We start from the raw sequence: 13,111 nt of genomic DNA on the forward strand, positions 1-13,111 counted from the left end.
AGGGCGTGGGCGTGGCCCTGGCTGCCGTAGCCGATGACCGCGACCTTGCGGCCCTGGATGATGGACAGGTCGGCATCGGCGTCGTAGAACAGCTCAGCCATGGGATACACCTTTCATGGGTAACTCCCCAGGCGCATGCTTGGCGAGAGAGCGACCGAGAGCGAGCATGGCGCCTCCGGAGAGCGGGGAACACGAGAAACAGGGCCGGGGGAGTCCGGGTGTGTCCTGCCAGGCAGGAGTTCGGAAACCGCGGCAGGACCGCCGCCGTCGGCCCGGCGGTCGAAACACTATCTCACACCTACCATGCATCGACGGATGCACGCGCAGTGGTTCCTCAGCGTCCGAAGGTGTGTTGCGCGATGCTGGGGCGGGCAGGTCGTGCGACTGCTCCCGCCTGTGAGAGTGCCGCAGCACAACTACCCTCTGAGGACTGCCACTTCGGCTCGATCAGCACCGATGGTTGCCTGATCTCAGTCTCCGTGTCACAGATGGGTCGTCTGCCCTGTCAGTGAGGTGACTCCAGGGTATGGGCCTGTTCTTCCGGCTGCGAACGAAGAGCTCCGTCGTCCACTTGGCGGCTTCAACGCTTCGCAGTCAGTTGCCGGGGGTCTGTTCCCTTGCTTCTCCGACACCGAAATGAGCCTCTCCTCATGTTTCAGGACCAGCCCGACAAGGTCGACACCGCCTCGACGACAGGTATCGCCACGTTGGACGATCTTCGCAGGCACTTGCAGTGGGCCATCGAACTCGAACACGCCACGCTGCCGCCCTACCTCACGGCCCTGTACTCCCTCGACCCCGAACGGAACGCGGAGGCCGCACAGCTCATCGGAGGCGTCTTCGTCGAGGAGATGATCCACCTCGCCCTGGCTGCGAACCTCCTCAACGCGGTCGGCGGACAGCCCCGCCTGGACGCGCCGCACCTGCTGCCCCCACACCCGCGGACCATGCCGCACGCCGACCCCTCCATCGACCTGTCTCTCCTGCCGTTCGGGCCGGAGGCCCTGGAGATGTTCCTCCGCATCGAACAGCCGGCGCACCCGGGAGATCCGGCCGAGGGCGACAACTACGAGACGATCGGGCAGTTCTACGACGCCATCGAGAAGGGGCTGCGGCGCCTGTGCGCCGAACTGGGTGAGGACCAGGTCTTCACCGGCGACCCCGCCCGCCAGGTGGCCGGCGGCCCGTTCGCCCACACGGCAGGGCACCTCAACCCGGTCACCGACCTCAGCTCGGCGCTCGCGGCGCTTGAGGAGATCGTCGAGCAGGGTGAGGGCGCGGCCCGCGCTGACGTCTGGGACGGGGACATGGACCTGTTCCACCCCGAAACCAAGGCGGTCTCCCACTATTACCGTTTCCAGGAACTCGCGGCAGGGCGCCGCTACCAGCCCGGTGACACGCCCGAGTCCGGCCCCACCGGGGAGGCCGTGACCGTGGACCCCGCCGGCGTCCGCCCCTTGCGCCCCAACCCGCGGCTGGAGGACCACCCCGAGGGCAGCGCGATCCGCACCGCGCAGGAAGCGTTCAACCAGACGTACTGCAAGATGTTGCACCAGCTGGAGCAGGCCTTCAACGGCAACCCGGCCATGCTGGGCATGTCAGTCGGCACGATGTACGCGATCAAGGGACAGGCACAGAGCCTGATGGCGATGCAGGACGACGCCGGCCTGGCCGCCGGCCCCACCTTCGAGTACGTCGCACCCGAAAACCGGGCCTGAGCCCTCCATCTCCTCCGGCCCGGATCATGCCCGGATCATTTTAATCTGCCGTTATCCGGTCGTGAGGTCTGCGTCACGGTCCGTGCCGGACCTGGATGGTTTGATGTGCGGCGGACTTGTTCTCGCAGTGTGATGAGGGAGCAACAGCCGTGTTCTCGTTATCCGCACATCAGACCGCGGCGGACGTGGGCGCGCGATCCGTCGAAGGCTTCGCCCGGCAGATCTTCGGGTATCTGCCGAGAGCCGATCAACGCCGGTGGGCCGCCACCTATCTGAAGGGACTGCTGCTCACCGACGGCAAGAAGTCCGTGCGCCGACTGGCCGGGTCCGTGTCCGACTCGCCGACCGTCTGGTACTCGTTGCAGCAGTTCATCAACAGCAGCCCCTGGGACTGGGAGCCGGGCCGCGAGGCGCTCGTCCGGTGGATCGGGCAGCGCTCGTCCGTCCGGGCGTGGACCGTCACCCCGGTGATCCTGCCCAAACGCGGCGACCAGTCGGTGGGCGTGCACCAGCGCTTCGACCCGTTGTCCGGACGCAGTGTCAACTGCCAGATGGCGACGGTCCTCTTCCTGTCGTGCCCGGGAGCCAACTTCCCCGTCGACTGGCGGCTGTTCCTGCCCCGGCAGTGGGCCGACGACCCCGGACTGCGGAGCCGCGCCCGCATCCCGAAGGCCGAGACCTTCCGCCCGCAGTGGCGGCACGCCCTTGACCTGATCGCCGACCGGGCCTGTCGCACCGGCTCACCGCAGGTGCCGGTGGTGGCCGACATGACCGAGGCACCCGACGTGACGGAGCTGACCGAACTCCTCGATGCCACCGGACGGGACTTCGTCGTCGCCGTTCATCCGCGCGCTCTGTCCGAGGGCACGGGGCGGGTCAGCGAGCGGCGCCGCCCGGCAGGGCAGCCGCGCGGGGCGGTGCGGGGGCGGCCTCGGCGCGGGCCGGGGGAAGTGGCGGGCGTCGCGGCGGGCGCGGGCGCGCCGCGGATGTGGAACCGCCATGCCGCTGCCGTCACCGGTTCCGACGGCCGCTTCCGGCAGGCCCAGGTGCTGTCCGCACTGATCTGGCGGCCCGTGGGGGAGGGGCCGGGAACCGGCGGCGAACGGCGGGCCTACCGGCTGTTCAGCGAACTCGGCCCGGACGGGGCGCCGGACTCCCGGATGTGGCTCACCAACCTCGTGCACCACCGGCTCGACGAACTCCTGGAACTGGCCCGCTGCTACGTCAGCTCCCTCGACACGGCCGAGTGCCTGGACGGTCGGTACGAGCTGCTGGACTTCGCCGGGCGCTCCTTCCCCGCCTGGCACCACCACATGACCATGGTGTCCGCCGCGTACGCCCATCTGCGCCTCGTCGGCTCCGCCCGCCCGTCCGTGCTGGTGCCGACCGGGCGGCGACCCGCCTGAGCCGGGCCGCCCCGCCGGATCGTCTCGTCCGCGCTGGGCGGCCCGCATCGGCTCATCCGGTCCGGGCCGTCCGTAGTGGCCGGCTCGGACCGGACCGTCTGCCCCGGGCCCGTCCACACCAGGTCGCCCGCACAGGAGCGTCGACGCCAGGTCGCCCGCACCACACCCTTTGCCGGCCCGTCCACACCAGGTCGCCTGTACGGGACCCTCTGCCCGCGCCCGTCCATTCCGGGTCGCCCGCACCACATCGCCCGCCCGGCCGCTCCCGCCCGGCCGGTCTCGCCCGCCCGCGACCGCGCCGTCAGCGTCGCGCGGTCGCGGAGACGTCCTCGTCCGTCGAGCCCCCGGAGGCGGCCACGCTGCCCAGCAGGCGCAGCGCCGCCTCGGCGGGCGAGCCGGGCTCGGCGGTGTAGGCGATCAGCCGCTGTCCGGACGTACCGGGGATGACGAGGTTCTCGAAGCTGAGGTCCATCGCGCCGACGAGCGGATGGTGCAGCCGTTTCACGCCCGAGGTGCAGGTGCGCACCGGGTGCCGTGCCCAGCGGGAGGCGAACTCGTCGCACTGGACGGTGAGCTGGCCGACGAGCTCGGCCAGCCGGCGGTCGTCGGGGTGGCGGCCGGCCACCAGGCGCAGGGAGGCGACGGCGAGCTGCGCCTCCTCGTCCCAGTCGGTGTACAGCTCGCGGTACTGCTCGTCCAGGAACAGCATCCGCGTCAGGTTGGGCCGGCCGGCCGGGGTGTCGGGGCTGTCGGACGGCAGGTGTCCGGCGAGCAGGGCGTGGCCCAGCGCGTTCCAGGCGAGGACGTCGTTGCGGCGGTCCAGGACGAGCGCCGGCACGTCGGTCATCGCGGCCAGCAGCTGGCGTGCGGAGGCGCTGGCGTGTTCCACCCGCGGCGGTGCCGGGCGGGACGCGGCGGACGGCCGGGCCAGGTCCTTCAGGTGCGCGGTCTCGTCCTCGGTGAGCCGCAGGGTGCGGGCGAGCGCGTCCAGCACGGCGTCCGACGCGCTCGTGGCACGGCCCTGTTCGAGACGGGTGTAGTGGGTGATGCTGACGCCGGCGAGCATGGCCAGCTCCTCCCTGCGCAGCCCGGTGACGCGGCGGCGGGTCGGATGCGGCGTGATGCCGACGTCCTCGGGCCGCAGTGCGGCACGGCGGGACTTGAGGAAGTCTCCCAGCTCGGACGGAGCGTCCATCGATGCCTCCCCTGTCGTACATGCCCGGCCGCACGGCCGCCGGGCGACGGTGCTTGCGGGCGCAAGCGGCTCTTCGTCCATGATGCCCGCAGGTCACGGCAGTCGGGAGCGGTAAGGGTGGTCATGAGATGACCACCCTCGCGCTGACTGTGCGAGACAGGGTTCTGGCTGGCCTTCTGGAAGCGGACGAGTCTCTGTCCCGAGCGGCGCGCAAGACGCCCGCGCTTGAGAGAAAGGGATATCGACCTCATGTCCATCACCGATGCGGAAACCGCCGGTACGGCCGGTACTGCCGGTGCCCCCGGTGCGGCCGCCGGTACGGCCCCGGCCGTCCTCACCCCCCGGCTGCGGCTGGTGCTGGTGCTGCTGCTCGCGGCCCAGTTCATGCTGGCCGTGGACTTCTCCATCCTGAACGTCGCCCTGCCGGTGATCGGCGAGGGCCTCGGCTTCTCACTGGCGCACCTGCAGTGGATCGGGACCGCCTTCGCCCTGTGCGCGGCCGGGTTCACCCTGCTGTTCGGACGTGTCGCCGACCTGTTCGGGCGTCGGCGGCTGTTCCTCGGCGGCCTCGCGGTGCTGGGCGTGGCCTCGCTGGCGGGCGGCCTGGCGCAGAACCCCGAGGTGCTGATCGCGGCGCGGGTCTTCCAGGGTCTGGCCACCGCGGCGGTGACCCCGGCCGGGCTGTCCCTGCTCACCACGTCGTTCCCCGAGGGGCCGCTGCGTGAGAAGGCCCTCGGCCTGAACGGCGCGCTGATGTCCGCCGGGTTCACGACGGGCGCCATCCTCGGTGGTCTGCTGACCGACCTGCTGTCGTGGCGATGGGCGTTCTTCATCAACGTGCCGGTCGCCCTCGCCGTCCTCCTCGTCGCGCCGACCGTCATCAAGGAGTCCCGTCCCGACGAGCGCCCGAAGCTGGACGTGCCCGGCGCCGTCAGCGTCACGCTCGGTCTGCTCGCCATCGTCTTCGGCCTCACCCAGGCCGGCGAACACGGCTGGGGCTCGTCCTCGGCGCTGCTGCCCCTGGCCGTCGGCATCGTGCTGCTCCTGGTCTTCTACGCCGTCGAGCGCAAGGTGGCGGCGCCCCTGGTGCCGATCGGTGTGCTCGGCAAGCGGTCGGTGGCCTGGGGCAACCTCGCCGGTCTGATCGCCTTCCTGACCGAGACCTCCCTGGTCTTCCTGCTCACCCTCTACCTCCAGGAGGTCCTGGGCTTCTCGGCGCTGGCCGCGGGCCTCTCCTTCGGCGTGCTGGGCATCGGCACGGTCGTCGGCGGATCCGTCGCCCCGAAGGTCATCGGGAAGATCGGCAGCAAGAGCACGCTGATCACCGGCGGGCTGCTCCAGACGGTCTTCACGGCCGCCCTGCTCGGCCTCGGCGACGACCGCGGGTGGATGTGGCTGCTGCTGGTCGCCACCTTCGCCGGCGGCGTCGGGAACATGCTCGTCATCGTCGGCTTCATGGTCACCGCCACCTCCGGGCTGGCCGACCACGAACAGGGCCTGGCCACCGGGCTCGCCACCATGACGCAGCAGATCGGCATCACCATGGGCACGCCGATCATGAGCGCCATCGCCACCGCCGCGATGACCGGCACCGGCGCCCCGGCCATCCTCGGCGGTCTGAAGGTCGCGATCGCGGTGAACGCCGCCATCGTGCTCCTGGGTGTGCTCACCAGCGCCGTCTTCCTGCGCGGCGCGGCCTCCCGTGCGCAGTAACGCCCGGCGGTACGCGCCGCACGACGACCGTCCGGGCCGCCGCGAGGCCGTCGCGGCCCGCCCGGACGGCCGTCGGCCCGGCGGACCCGCCTGGGAGGCCCTGTGGCTCGACGCCGGGACGCACCGCGTCCCGGTCCGGGTCTACCGCCCCGGCGCGGAAGCCTTCGGCTGGCTCGTCTGGGCGCACGGCGGCAGCTGGCAGGCGGGCTCCCTGGAGCACTGGCACGAGCCGGTCATGGACCTGGCGCGGGTCTCGGGATGCACCGTGGTCAGCACCGGCTACCGCCTCGCCCCCCGCTACCGGCACCCGGCCCAGCTCGACGACCTGCTCACCGCGCTCGCCTGGGCCGAGGAGCAGGCGGACGGCGAGCCGCTGGCGGTCGGCGGGGACAGCGCGGGCGGGACGCTGGGCGCCTGCGCGGCCCTGGCCCGGCGCGACCGGAACGAGCCGCTGGCCGCGCAGGTGCTGGCCTACCCGCCGCTGGACCCCGGCTGCACCGCCCCCGCCTACACCCGCGACCCGGGCGCCTTCCCGGCCGCGGACGACCTGCGGCGGGCGTGGCGGATGTACCGCGGCGGAGCGGGTACGGCCGTACGTGGCGGCGTACCGCTGTACAGCACCCCCCTGGAGGCCGACCGGCTCACCGGGCTGGCGCCGGCCGTCCTCGCCGTCGGGGACCTCGACCCGGTCCGCGACGACGTGACGGAGTACGCCCGGCGGCTGCGCGAGGCGGGCACCTCCGTGCGGCTGCGGGTCTTCCCGCACACCCCGCACGCGGCCTTCCTCGCCGGTGACGGCCCCGGCCGGGGGAACCCACGTCTGCGGTGCTGGCTCGGCACGACCCTGCGCCGGCACCTCACGTCACCGAAGGAGACGACATGACCACCGCACACACCGAGACCGAGCTGCCCCACCTCGCCGCACTGGCCCGGCACTTCGCGGACCTGCGGGACGGCACCCACGGCGAGGGCGGCGACACGCACACGCGGCAGGGCAAGGAACGGCACTTCGAGCGCGCCGTGGAGCTGCTCCACCCCCACGCCGTCCAGGTCCTCCAGGAGTTCGACGCCGTCCTGCTGCTGAACACCGGCGAGGTGACGGCGAGCGGCGTGCGGCGCACCTCGGACGGAGGGCTCGGGGCCGAGTGGACGCTGTCCTGGCCCGAACAGCGGGCGGCCGGGATCGCCCCCATCACGCTGCTCGCCTTCTACGGCCGGGGCTTCCACCATCCGCACCTGCGGGGCGCGACCGTCCACGACTGGCCGCTGAACGTGTTCACCCCCGAGCAGGCCGCGGCCGAGGTGCCCACACTGCGGGCCATCGCCACCGGGGACCTGCACAACCTCGTCTTCCAGCGCGACTACCGGATCGTGCCCGCCGTCGTGCGGGCGGGACAGTGAGAGGAGGAGCGCCGATGGTCCCGCGGTTGTCGGTGCTGGACCAGTCGCCCGTCGGCGCGGGCTTCACCCCGGCCGACGCCCTGCGGGCCTCGGCCGACCTGGCGCAGGCCGCCGAGGAGTGGGGCTACGTCCGCTACTGGGTGGCCGAGCACCATGGATCGCCGGGGTTCGCCGGCAGCGCGCCGGAGGTCCTGGCGGCGGTCCTGCTGGCCCGCACGAGCCGGATGCGGGTCGGCACCGGCGGGGTGCTGCTGCCCCGCTACTCGCCGGTGAAGGTCGCCGAGGTCTTCGGCGTACTGGCCTCGCTGTACCCGGACCGGGTCGACCTGGGCCTCGGCCGGGCGGGTGGTCCGGCCCACGACTTCCCGGAGCGGGTGCGGGCGCTGCGGGTGCTCCTCGGCATGGACGGTGCCGAGGCGGAAGCGGGGGAGGGGGCGCAGGTCCCGCCCGTGCCGCCGCGGATGTGGCTGCTGGGCGCGGGCGGCGGGTCGGCCGCCCTCGCGGGGGAGCTGGGGACGGACTACGCGTTCGCCCACTTCCTCGACCCCCGCCCCGCGCGGGAGTCGCTCGCCGCCTACCGTACGGCCTTCGCCGAGCGGGTGGGCCGGCCGGCACCGGGCGGTGTCCTGGCGGTGCGCGTGGTCACCGCCGAGAGCGAGGACCGGGCCGAGGCGCTCGCGCACAGCGTCCTGCTGTGGCGCAGCCGCAAGGACCTGGGCGAGGACCTTCCGCTGCCCACCCCCGAGGAGGCGGTCGGCCACCGCTGGACCTCCCTGGAGGTGCAGCGAGCCGCCGTCCGCCGGGCCTCGCTGGTGTGGGGGACGCCGGAGCAGGTGACACGGCGGCTCGCCGCGCTGGCCGACGAGCACGGCGTCGACGAGATCATGGTCAACACGCTGACCTGCGACCCGTGGGACCGGTTGTCCTCGTACCGGCTGCTCGCCGAGTTCTCATCGGCCGGCGTGCTGCCGGCCCCGGCCGACGTCTGAGGGGCCGGTCGCGAAATACAACGGGGGGACCGGGACGATCCCGGTCCCCCGCCCGTGTTCCCAGGGATCAAAGGGCGCCCAGCGACGTGGGCCGCGGCTCGGCGGCCTCGGCCGGGGTGTCCGGGGCAGCCGGAACGGTCGGTTCCGCCGGGGTGGCCGGTGCCGGGCGGACCGCCCTGCGGCTGCGGCCGAAGCGGTGCATGGCCGGCGTCTCCACGAACCGGTACAGCAGCCAGCCGCCCAGCAGGGACGTGCAGAAGAACCCGACGACGACCAGCAGCGCCACGGGCACGCCGTAGGTGGCGCCGTCCAGCAGGGACCGCAGGTAGAAGATGGACACGCCCTGCACGAGGTAGAACCCGAAGGACACCTCGCCGAGCCAGACCATCGGCCGGCTGCGCAGCCAGGTGACGCGCCCGGCGGCGTCGGCCGCCGCCACCGAGGCGATCAGCGCACCGATCGGGACGATCGTCGCGACGACGAACGTGTACTGGAACGGCACGGCGAACCCGGCCGCGTACCCCAGCGCGCACAGCGCGAGCGACACCCCGATGCCCATCCACCGCGGCCAGCGGCCGGCCAGCACGATCCGCGCCAGCAGGATGCCGAGCACGAACTCGAAGAGACGGCCCGGCGGGAAGAGGTAGCCGAACCAGAACTGCTTGTCGGAGATCGGGGTGATCGCCGACTTGGGGGTGTCGGGCACCAGGTACGTCGAGACGAGCTGGACCACCACGGTGCCGGCGACCATGACCGCCGCCCAGCCCCACAAGGCGCCCTCCCGCAGCCTGCGCACCGGCACGATCAGCAGCGGGAACAGCAGGTAGAACAGCAGCTCGCTGCCGAGGGACCAACTCGGCGGATTCATGCTGAGGTTGATCTCCGGCTGCGGGAAGAAGGTGTGTACCAGCAGCAGGTTGGGCAGCCACTGCCCGACGGACGTGATCGTGGCGCCGGCGAAGAGCACGAGCGAGGCCGTGAACACCACGACGTGGTTCGGGAAGATCTTTGTCATCCGGCGGCGCCAGAAGGCGTGCGCGGACTGCCCTGGCCGCGCCGACCAGGTCAGCACGAAGCCGGAGAGCACGAAGAAGAACGACACCCCGATGTACCCGGTGTTGAGGAACGCCTTCTCGTAGGCGTGCGCGACGCCGGCGTCGGCGAACGGGTTGATCGGGTCGTTGGGCGGGATGGGCGAGTTGGACAGGGAGGTGTGGAAGAGGAAGACGAGCAGCGCCGCGAAGAACCTCAGGCCGGTCAGCGACGGCAGCCGGGCCGGACCCGTGGATCCGGTCTCCGCCGCGGAACGCATCGTGGAAATGCTCATGACATAGGCTCCAGTGGAGGTGTTCCCGGTCCCGGAGAAGACCTGTCGTACGGGGGGAAAGCGGTCCGGGGCGGCCGGTCGCGACCGCCCCGGAAGTCCGGCGCGCGCCCTACCTGGCGGTGCCGCCGGCCATGTCGATCTCGTTGCGGTGGACGACGATCTTCGCGTCCTTGGCCACGTAGTAGTTCTGCACCGAGTACGCGATGGTGGCGAAGTCGAGCCGGCCGTCGCCGCTGAAGTCGGCGGTGGCGATGCGCGCGACGGACTCGTCCGACACCCGCCACTTGGCCCAGACGCCCTTGGCCGCGTCGACGGCCTTGTAGTACATGACGCCCTGCCAGGGCCACGGGCCGCGCAGCGCCACCAGGAACTCGTCGTCGCCGTCGCCGTCGAAGTCGGCGCACACGATCTGGTGGCCGGGACCCTCGCCGTTCTCGTTCGGGTCGCCGTAGACGTCCAGCAGCGTCCGCTGCCAGCCGGCTCCGCCGTCCCGCTTGGTGTACACGGCCACCGTGTTGCCGTGGAACGGCTCCACCGCGGCGACGTACGCCATGGGGTCGCCCCCCAGCCGCCCGGCGTCCAGGTCACCGCTGCCCCGGAAGCCGGTCCGCTCGAACTGGGTCGGCTCGCCGGCGCCGATGCGTTCGCTGACCCACTCACCGCGCTCGGCGTCGTAGTACAGCCACGTGACCCCCTCGTCGGAGGCCAGCAGCAGCGAGTCGCGGTCCGAGCCGGGAATGAGCCCCCGCTTCTTCTCCGCCCCGTGGATCATGCGGAAGCTCGTGTCGTCGATGATCGTCATCGGCCATTCCTCGGCGGTCAGCACGTCGTCCGGCCGGGAGAACAACACCACCGGCAGCACCGCGTGCACGTCGGCCTCGGCCACGATGGGCAGGCCGATGATCTCCAGCCGCTCCGACTGGGTGAAGTAGCCCGCCCGCAGCCGGTGCATGCCGGTGGCGCGGCCGACGTAGTGCTTCTTCCAGCGCGTGGGGTCCTTGTCGGGCGCGCCCGGGTTCTCCAGCCAGGCGATCTTGCCGCCCTGCGGGTCGGGGTCGACGATGGTGCCGATCGGCCCGTACAGCTCGTAGCAGACGATGATGTCGGGCGAGCCGTTGCCGCTGACGTCGGCGAAGTCGGCGCCGACCGGCATGCGGAAGCCGTCGGCCGCCAGGCGCCGGGTCCACTCGCCGTCGTTCTGGTACCAGTAGATCTCGCCCAGGCGCAGCCCGTAGCCGAACAGGTCGGGCCGGCCGTCCCCGTCGATGTCCGGGGCCTCCAGCCAGTAGCCGTCGCGCAGTTGGTCGGCCACCAGCTCCGGGGTGAACTTCGGGATCCTGATGTCGCTCATGTCCTCACTCCGCTCAACGGTCACCGCGCCAGGCGGTGGTACTCGATCGCCAGCCACACGCAGTCGGTGTCGGCGTGGTACTGGTGCCAGGGGTGGACGAAGGCGCCGTCGGACCCGAGCGAGCAGAACGGGTCCGGTGTGGTGTGTCCGGGGCTCATCGGCAGGTCCTGGTAGAGCGTGCCGGGGTCCTGGCGCCGGAACTTCTGCATCCGGCCCCGGCCGGCCACCTGCGTGTGGACCTCGATGAACTCGTGCCGGTTGTGGATGAAACAGTCGGTGCCCGCCGGGGCGAACCACAGGTTGACCCGTACCTCGAAGAGCTCCTCCGGTCCGGGAACCGGGGCTTCGCGCAGGATGTGCGCCGGGTCGAACGCGACCCGCCCGGCGGTCTCCTGAGGGCCCCGCCACAGCGGGATCCGCGCGTCGAACGGCACACCGCCGGTGGTGCCGGGCCCGTCCGCGATCCGGTCGCCCAGCAACTCGCCCAGCCGGGCCCAGCCCGGCGCCCGCCTGATGGCGCCGATGTCCGCCGCGTCCTCGTCCTCCGTGCGCAGCACCAGCAGGAGCCCGGCCTCGACGATCACCGTGTCGGCCAGGATCGTCGAGGTCAACGGGGGGATCGGCCGGCGCGGGGACTCGGCGACGTACGCGTCGCGCGTCCCGCAGTTGACGACGATCGCCCGCCCGTCGACCCGGAACTCGCGCGCGTCCGCCACCGCGGTCGCCGTGACGTGGCCGCCGCCGAGGTCCAGGGCGCGCACCGCGCCCACGGCACCGGCGTCCACGGTCTGCGTGGTCGTCAGCCCCGTCATGAGCGCGCGAACTCCGCGGTCCGGGCCAGCTCCACGCTCAGCTCGTCGGTCTCGGTCTCCGGCACGAACGGCTCGGCCGGCGGGCCGTCGCCGAAGAAGTGCGCGATCGCGTCGACGGTGCGCCGGGTGGCGCGCCCGTCGCCGTACGGGTTGGCGGCGGAGGCCATCCGCGCGTAGGCCTCCTCGTCGCGCAGCAGCTCGACGGTGTGGGTGTACACGCCGTCGTAGGAGGTGCCGACCAGCCGCGCGGTGCCCGCGACCACGGCTTCCGACCTCTCGGTGACATTGCTGATCACCAGCGTCGGCTTGCCCAGCGCCGGACCCTCCTCCTGGGCGCCGCTGCTGTCCGACAGGATGATGTCGGCGCGCCGCATGAGCCGGCAGAAGTTCAGGTACGGCAGCGGGTCGACGACCGTGATGTCCGGGTGGCCCTCGATCGCGGGCAGCACCGCCCTGCGCACCGCCGGGTTGCGGTGCAGCGGTACGACGACACGGGTGCCGGGCTCGTCGGCGACGGCCGCGAAGGCGCGGGCGATCTGCGGCAGGTGGGGCCAGGCGTCCCGCCGGTGCGCGGAGGCGAGGACGACCTTGCGGGTGTCGGTGTCCAGGTCCTCCAGCGCCGGGTGGCCGAAGCCGTCCGCCTTGTTCCCGGCCCAGTGCAGGGCGTCGATGACCGTGTTGCCGGTCACCGCGATCGTCTCCTCGGCGATGCCCTCGCTCAGCAGGTTCGCCTTGTTGCCCGGCGTGGGGGCCAGGTGCAGCGCCGCGATCTGGGCGATCATGCGGCGGTTGCCCTCCTCCGGGAAGGGCGACCCGAGGAATCCGCTGCGCAGGCCCGCTTCCACGTGGATCAACGGGATCCGGTGGTGGAAGGCGGCGAGCGCGCCGGCCATGGTGGTGGCCGTGTCGCCGTGCACCAGCACGGCCTGAAGCTTCAGTGAGTCGAGTTGCCCCTCCAGTTCGCGCAGCGCACGGTAGGTGGTCTGCGAGAGCGTCTGCCCCGGAACCATGACCGCGAGGTCGATGTCGGGGCTCAGATCGAACTCGCGCATCGTCTCGTCCAGCATCTCCCGGTGCTGACCGGTCGAGATGACGATCGGCTCGAAGCGGGGGTCCTCCCGCAGAGCGTGTATCACCGGGGCGAGTTTGATGGCCTCCGGGCGGGTGCCCAGGACCACGGCGACGGTTCGCATCAGGTG

General features: G+C 72.1%; 11 protein-coding genes and 1 pseudogene. 6 read left to right on the plus strand and 6 right to left on the minus strand.

What is annotated here, in order from left to right:
* Positions 1–101: pseudogene (locus ACH4LD_RS36205) on the minus strand (ketol-acid reductoisomerase); the annotation flags it as partial.
* A gap of 549 nt (positions 102–650) precedes the next feature.
* Here ACH4LD_RS36205 and ACH4LD_RS36210 point away from each other — a divergent pair.
* The gene (locus tag ACH4LD_RS36210) at positions 651–1,718 is read left to right on the plus strand and encodes a ferritin-like protein (protein ID WP_398058412.1); all 1,068 of its coding nucleotides are present in this window, start codon (positions 651–653) and stop codon (positions 1,716–1,718) included.
* A gap of 185 nt (positions 1,719–1,903) precedes the next feature.
* Entirely contained in the window at positions 1,904–3,124 is a 1,221-nt protein-coding gene (locus ACH4LD_RS36215; RefSeq protein WP_398058413.1) for an IS701 family transposase, read from the plus strand.
* 301 nt (positions 3,125–3,425) lie between these two features.
* Here ACH4LD_RS36215 and ACH4LD_RS36220 read toward each other — a convergent pair whose 3' ends face one another.
* Positions 3,426–4,319 carry a helix-turn-helix transcriptional regulator gene (locus ACH4LD_RS36220; RefSeq protein WP_398058414.1) on the minus strand — a complete coding sequence of 298 codons (894 nt, stop codon included), beginning with the start codon at positions 4,317–4,319 and terminating at the stop codon, positions 3,426–3,428.
* A 249-nt stretch (positions 4,320–4,568) separates the two neighbouring features.
* On the opposite strand from ACH4LD_RS36220, the gene ACH4LD_RS36225 reads away from it, so the two are divergent.
* From ACH4LD_RS36225 to ACH4LD_RS36240, 4 genes are read left to right on the plus strand one after another with little or no spacing between them, the layout of a single operon-like run.
* Positions 4,569–6,032: an MFS transporter gene (locus ACH4LD_RS36225; RefSeq protein ID WP_398058415.1), complete on the plus strand. Its 1,464-nt coding sequence runs from the start codon at positions 4,569–4,571 to the stop codon at positions 6,030–6,032.
* Positions 6,022–6,915: an alpha/beta hydrolase gene (locus tag ACH4LD_RS36230; RefSeq protein WP_398058416.1), complete on the plus strand. Its 894-nt coding sequence runs from the start codon at positions 6,022–6,024 to the stop codon at positions 6,913–6,915. The genes ACH4LD_RS36225 and ACH4LD_RS36230 overlap by 11 nt, the downstream gene beginning before the upstream one ends.
* A complete protein-coding gene (locus ACH4LD_RS36235; protein WP_132789331.1) occupies positions 6,912–7,433 on the plus strand; it encodes a hypothetical protein in 522 nt (173 codons plus the stop codon). Before ACH4LD_RS36230 ends, ACH4LD_RS36235 begins: the two co-directional genes overlap by 4 nt.
* Positions 7,434–7,447: 14 nt before the next feature.
* Positions 7,448–8,422 carry an MsnO8 family LLM class oxidoreductase gene (locus ACH4LD_RS36240; RefSeq protein ID WP_398058417.1) on the plus strand — a complete coding sequence of 325 codons (975 nt, stop codon included), beginning with the start codon at positions 7,448–7,450 and terminating at the stop codon, positions 8,420–8,422.
* A gap of 67 nt (positions 8,423–8,489) precedes the next feature.
* Here ACH4LD_RS36240 and ACH4LD_RS36245 read toward each other — a convergent pair whose 3' ends face one another.
* The 4 genes from ACH4LD_RS36245 to wecB all read right to left on the minus strand — a co-directional run bounded on the left by ACH4LD_RS36245 (position 8,490) and on the right by wecB (position 13,105).
* Positions 8,490–9,749, minus strand: a complete 1,260-nt coding sequence (locus ACH4LD_RS36245) for an acyltransferase family protein (protein ID WP_398058418.1) — start codon at positions 9,747–9,749, stop codon at positions 8,490–8,492.
* A 109-nt stretch (positions 9,750–9,858) separates the two neighbouring features.
* Entirely contained in the window at positions 9,859–11,100 is a 1,242-nt protein-coding gene (locus ACH4LD_RS36250) for an FG-GAP repeat domain-containing protein (protein ID WP_398058419.1), read from the minus strand.
* Positions 11,101–11,120: 20 nt separating this feature from the next.
* Positions 11,121–11,912, minus strand: a complete 792-nt coding sequence (locus tag ACH4LD_RS36255; protein ID WP_398058420.1) for a hypothetical protein — start codon at positions 11,910–11,912, stop codon at positions 11,121–11,123.
* The gene (wecB, locus tag ACH4LD_RS36260) at positions 11,909–13,105 is read right to left on the minus strand and encodes a non-hydrolyzing UDP-N-acetylglucosamine 2-epimerase (protein ID WP_398058421.1); all 1,197 of its coding nucleotides are present in this window, start codon (positions 13,103–13,105) and stop codon (positions 11,909–11,911) included. The genes ACH4LD_RS36255 and wecB overlap by 4 nt, the downstream gene beginning before the upstream one ends.
* Positions 13,106–13,111 lie beyond the last annotated feature (6 nt).

Origin of the sequence: Streptomyces sp. NPDC017676 (genome assembly GCF_044329325.1) — a bacterium.
Lineage (GTDB): Bacteria > Actinomycetota > Actinomycetes > Streptomycetales > Streptomycetaceae > Streptomyces.

Excerpts from the sequence above, each read along its gene's own strand:
- ACH4LD_RS36210 (WP_398058412.1), top strand. The coding sequence starts at position 651 with ATGTTTCAGGACCAGCCCGACAAGGTCGACACCGCCTCGACGACAGGT.
- ACH4LD_RS36220 (WP_398058414.1), bottom strand. The coding sequence starts at position 4,319 with ATGGACGCTCCGTCCGAGCTGGGAGACTTCCTCAAGTCCCGCCGTGCC.
- ACH4LD_RS36225 (WP_398058415.1), top strand. The coding sequence starts at position 4,569 with ATGTCCATCACCGATGCGGAAACCGCCGGTACGGCCGGTACTGCCGGT.
- ACH4LD_RS36235 (WP_132789331.1), top strand. The coding sequence starts at position 6,912 with ATGACCACCGCACACACCGAGACCGAGCTGCCCCACCTCGCCGCACTG.
- ACH4LD_RS36240 (WP_398058417.1), top strand. The coding sequence starts at position 7,448 with ATGGTCCCGCGGTTGTCGGTGCTGGACCAGTCGCCCGTCGGCGCGGGC.
- ACH4LD_RS36245 (WP_398058418.1), bottom strand. The coding sequence starts at position 9,749 with ATGAGCATTTCCACGATGCGTTCCGCGGCGGAGACCGGATCCACGGGT.
- ACH4LD_RS36250 (WP_398058419.1), bottom strand. The coding sequence starts at position 11,100 with ATGAGCGACATCAGGATCCCGAAGTTCACCCCGGAGCTGGTGGCCGAC.
- ACH4LD_RS36255 (WP_398058420.1), bottom strand. The coding sequence starts at position 11,912 with ATGACGGGGCTGACGACCACGCAGACCGTGGACGCCGGTGCCGTGGGC.
- wecB (WP_398058421.1), bottom strand. The coding sequence starts at position 13,105 with ATGCGAACCGTCGCCGTGGTCCTGGGCACCCGCCCGGAGGCCATCAAA.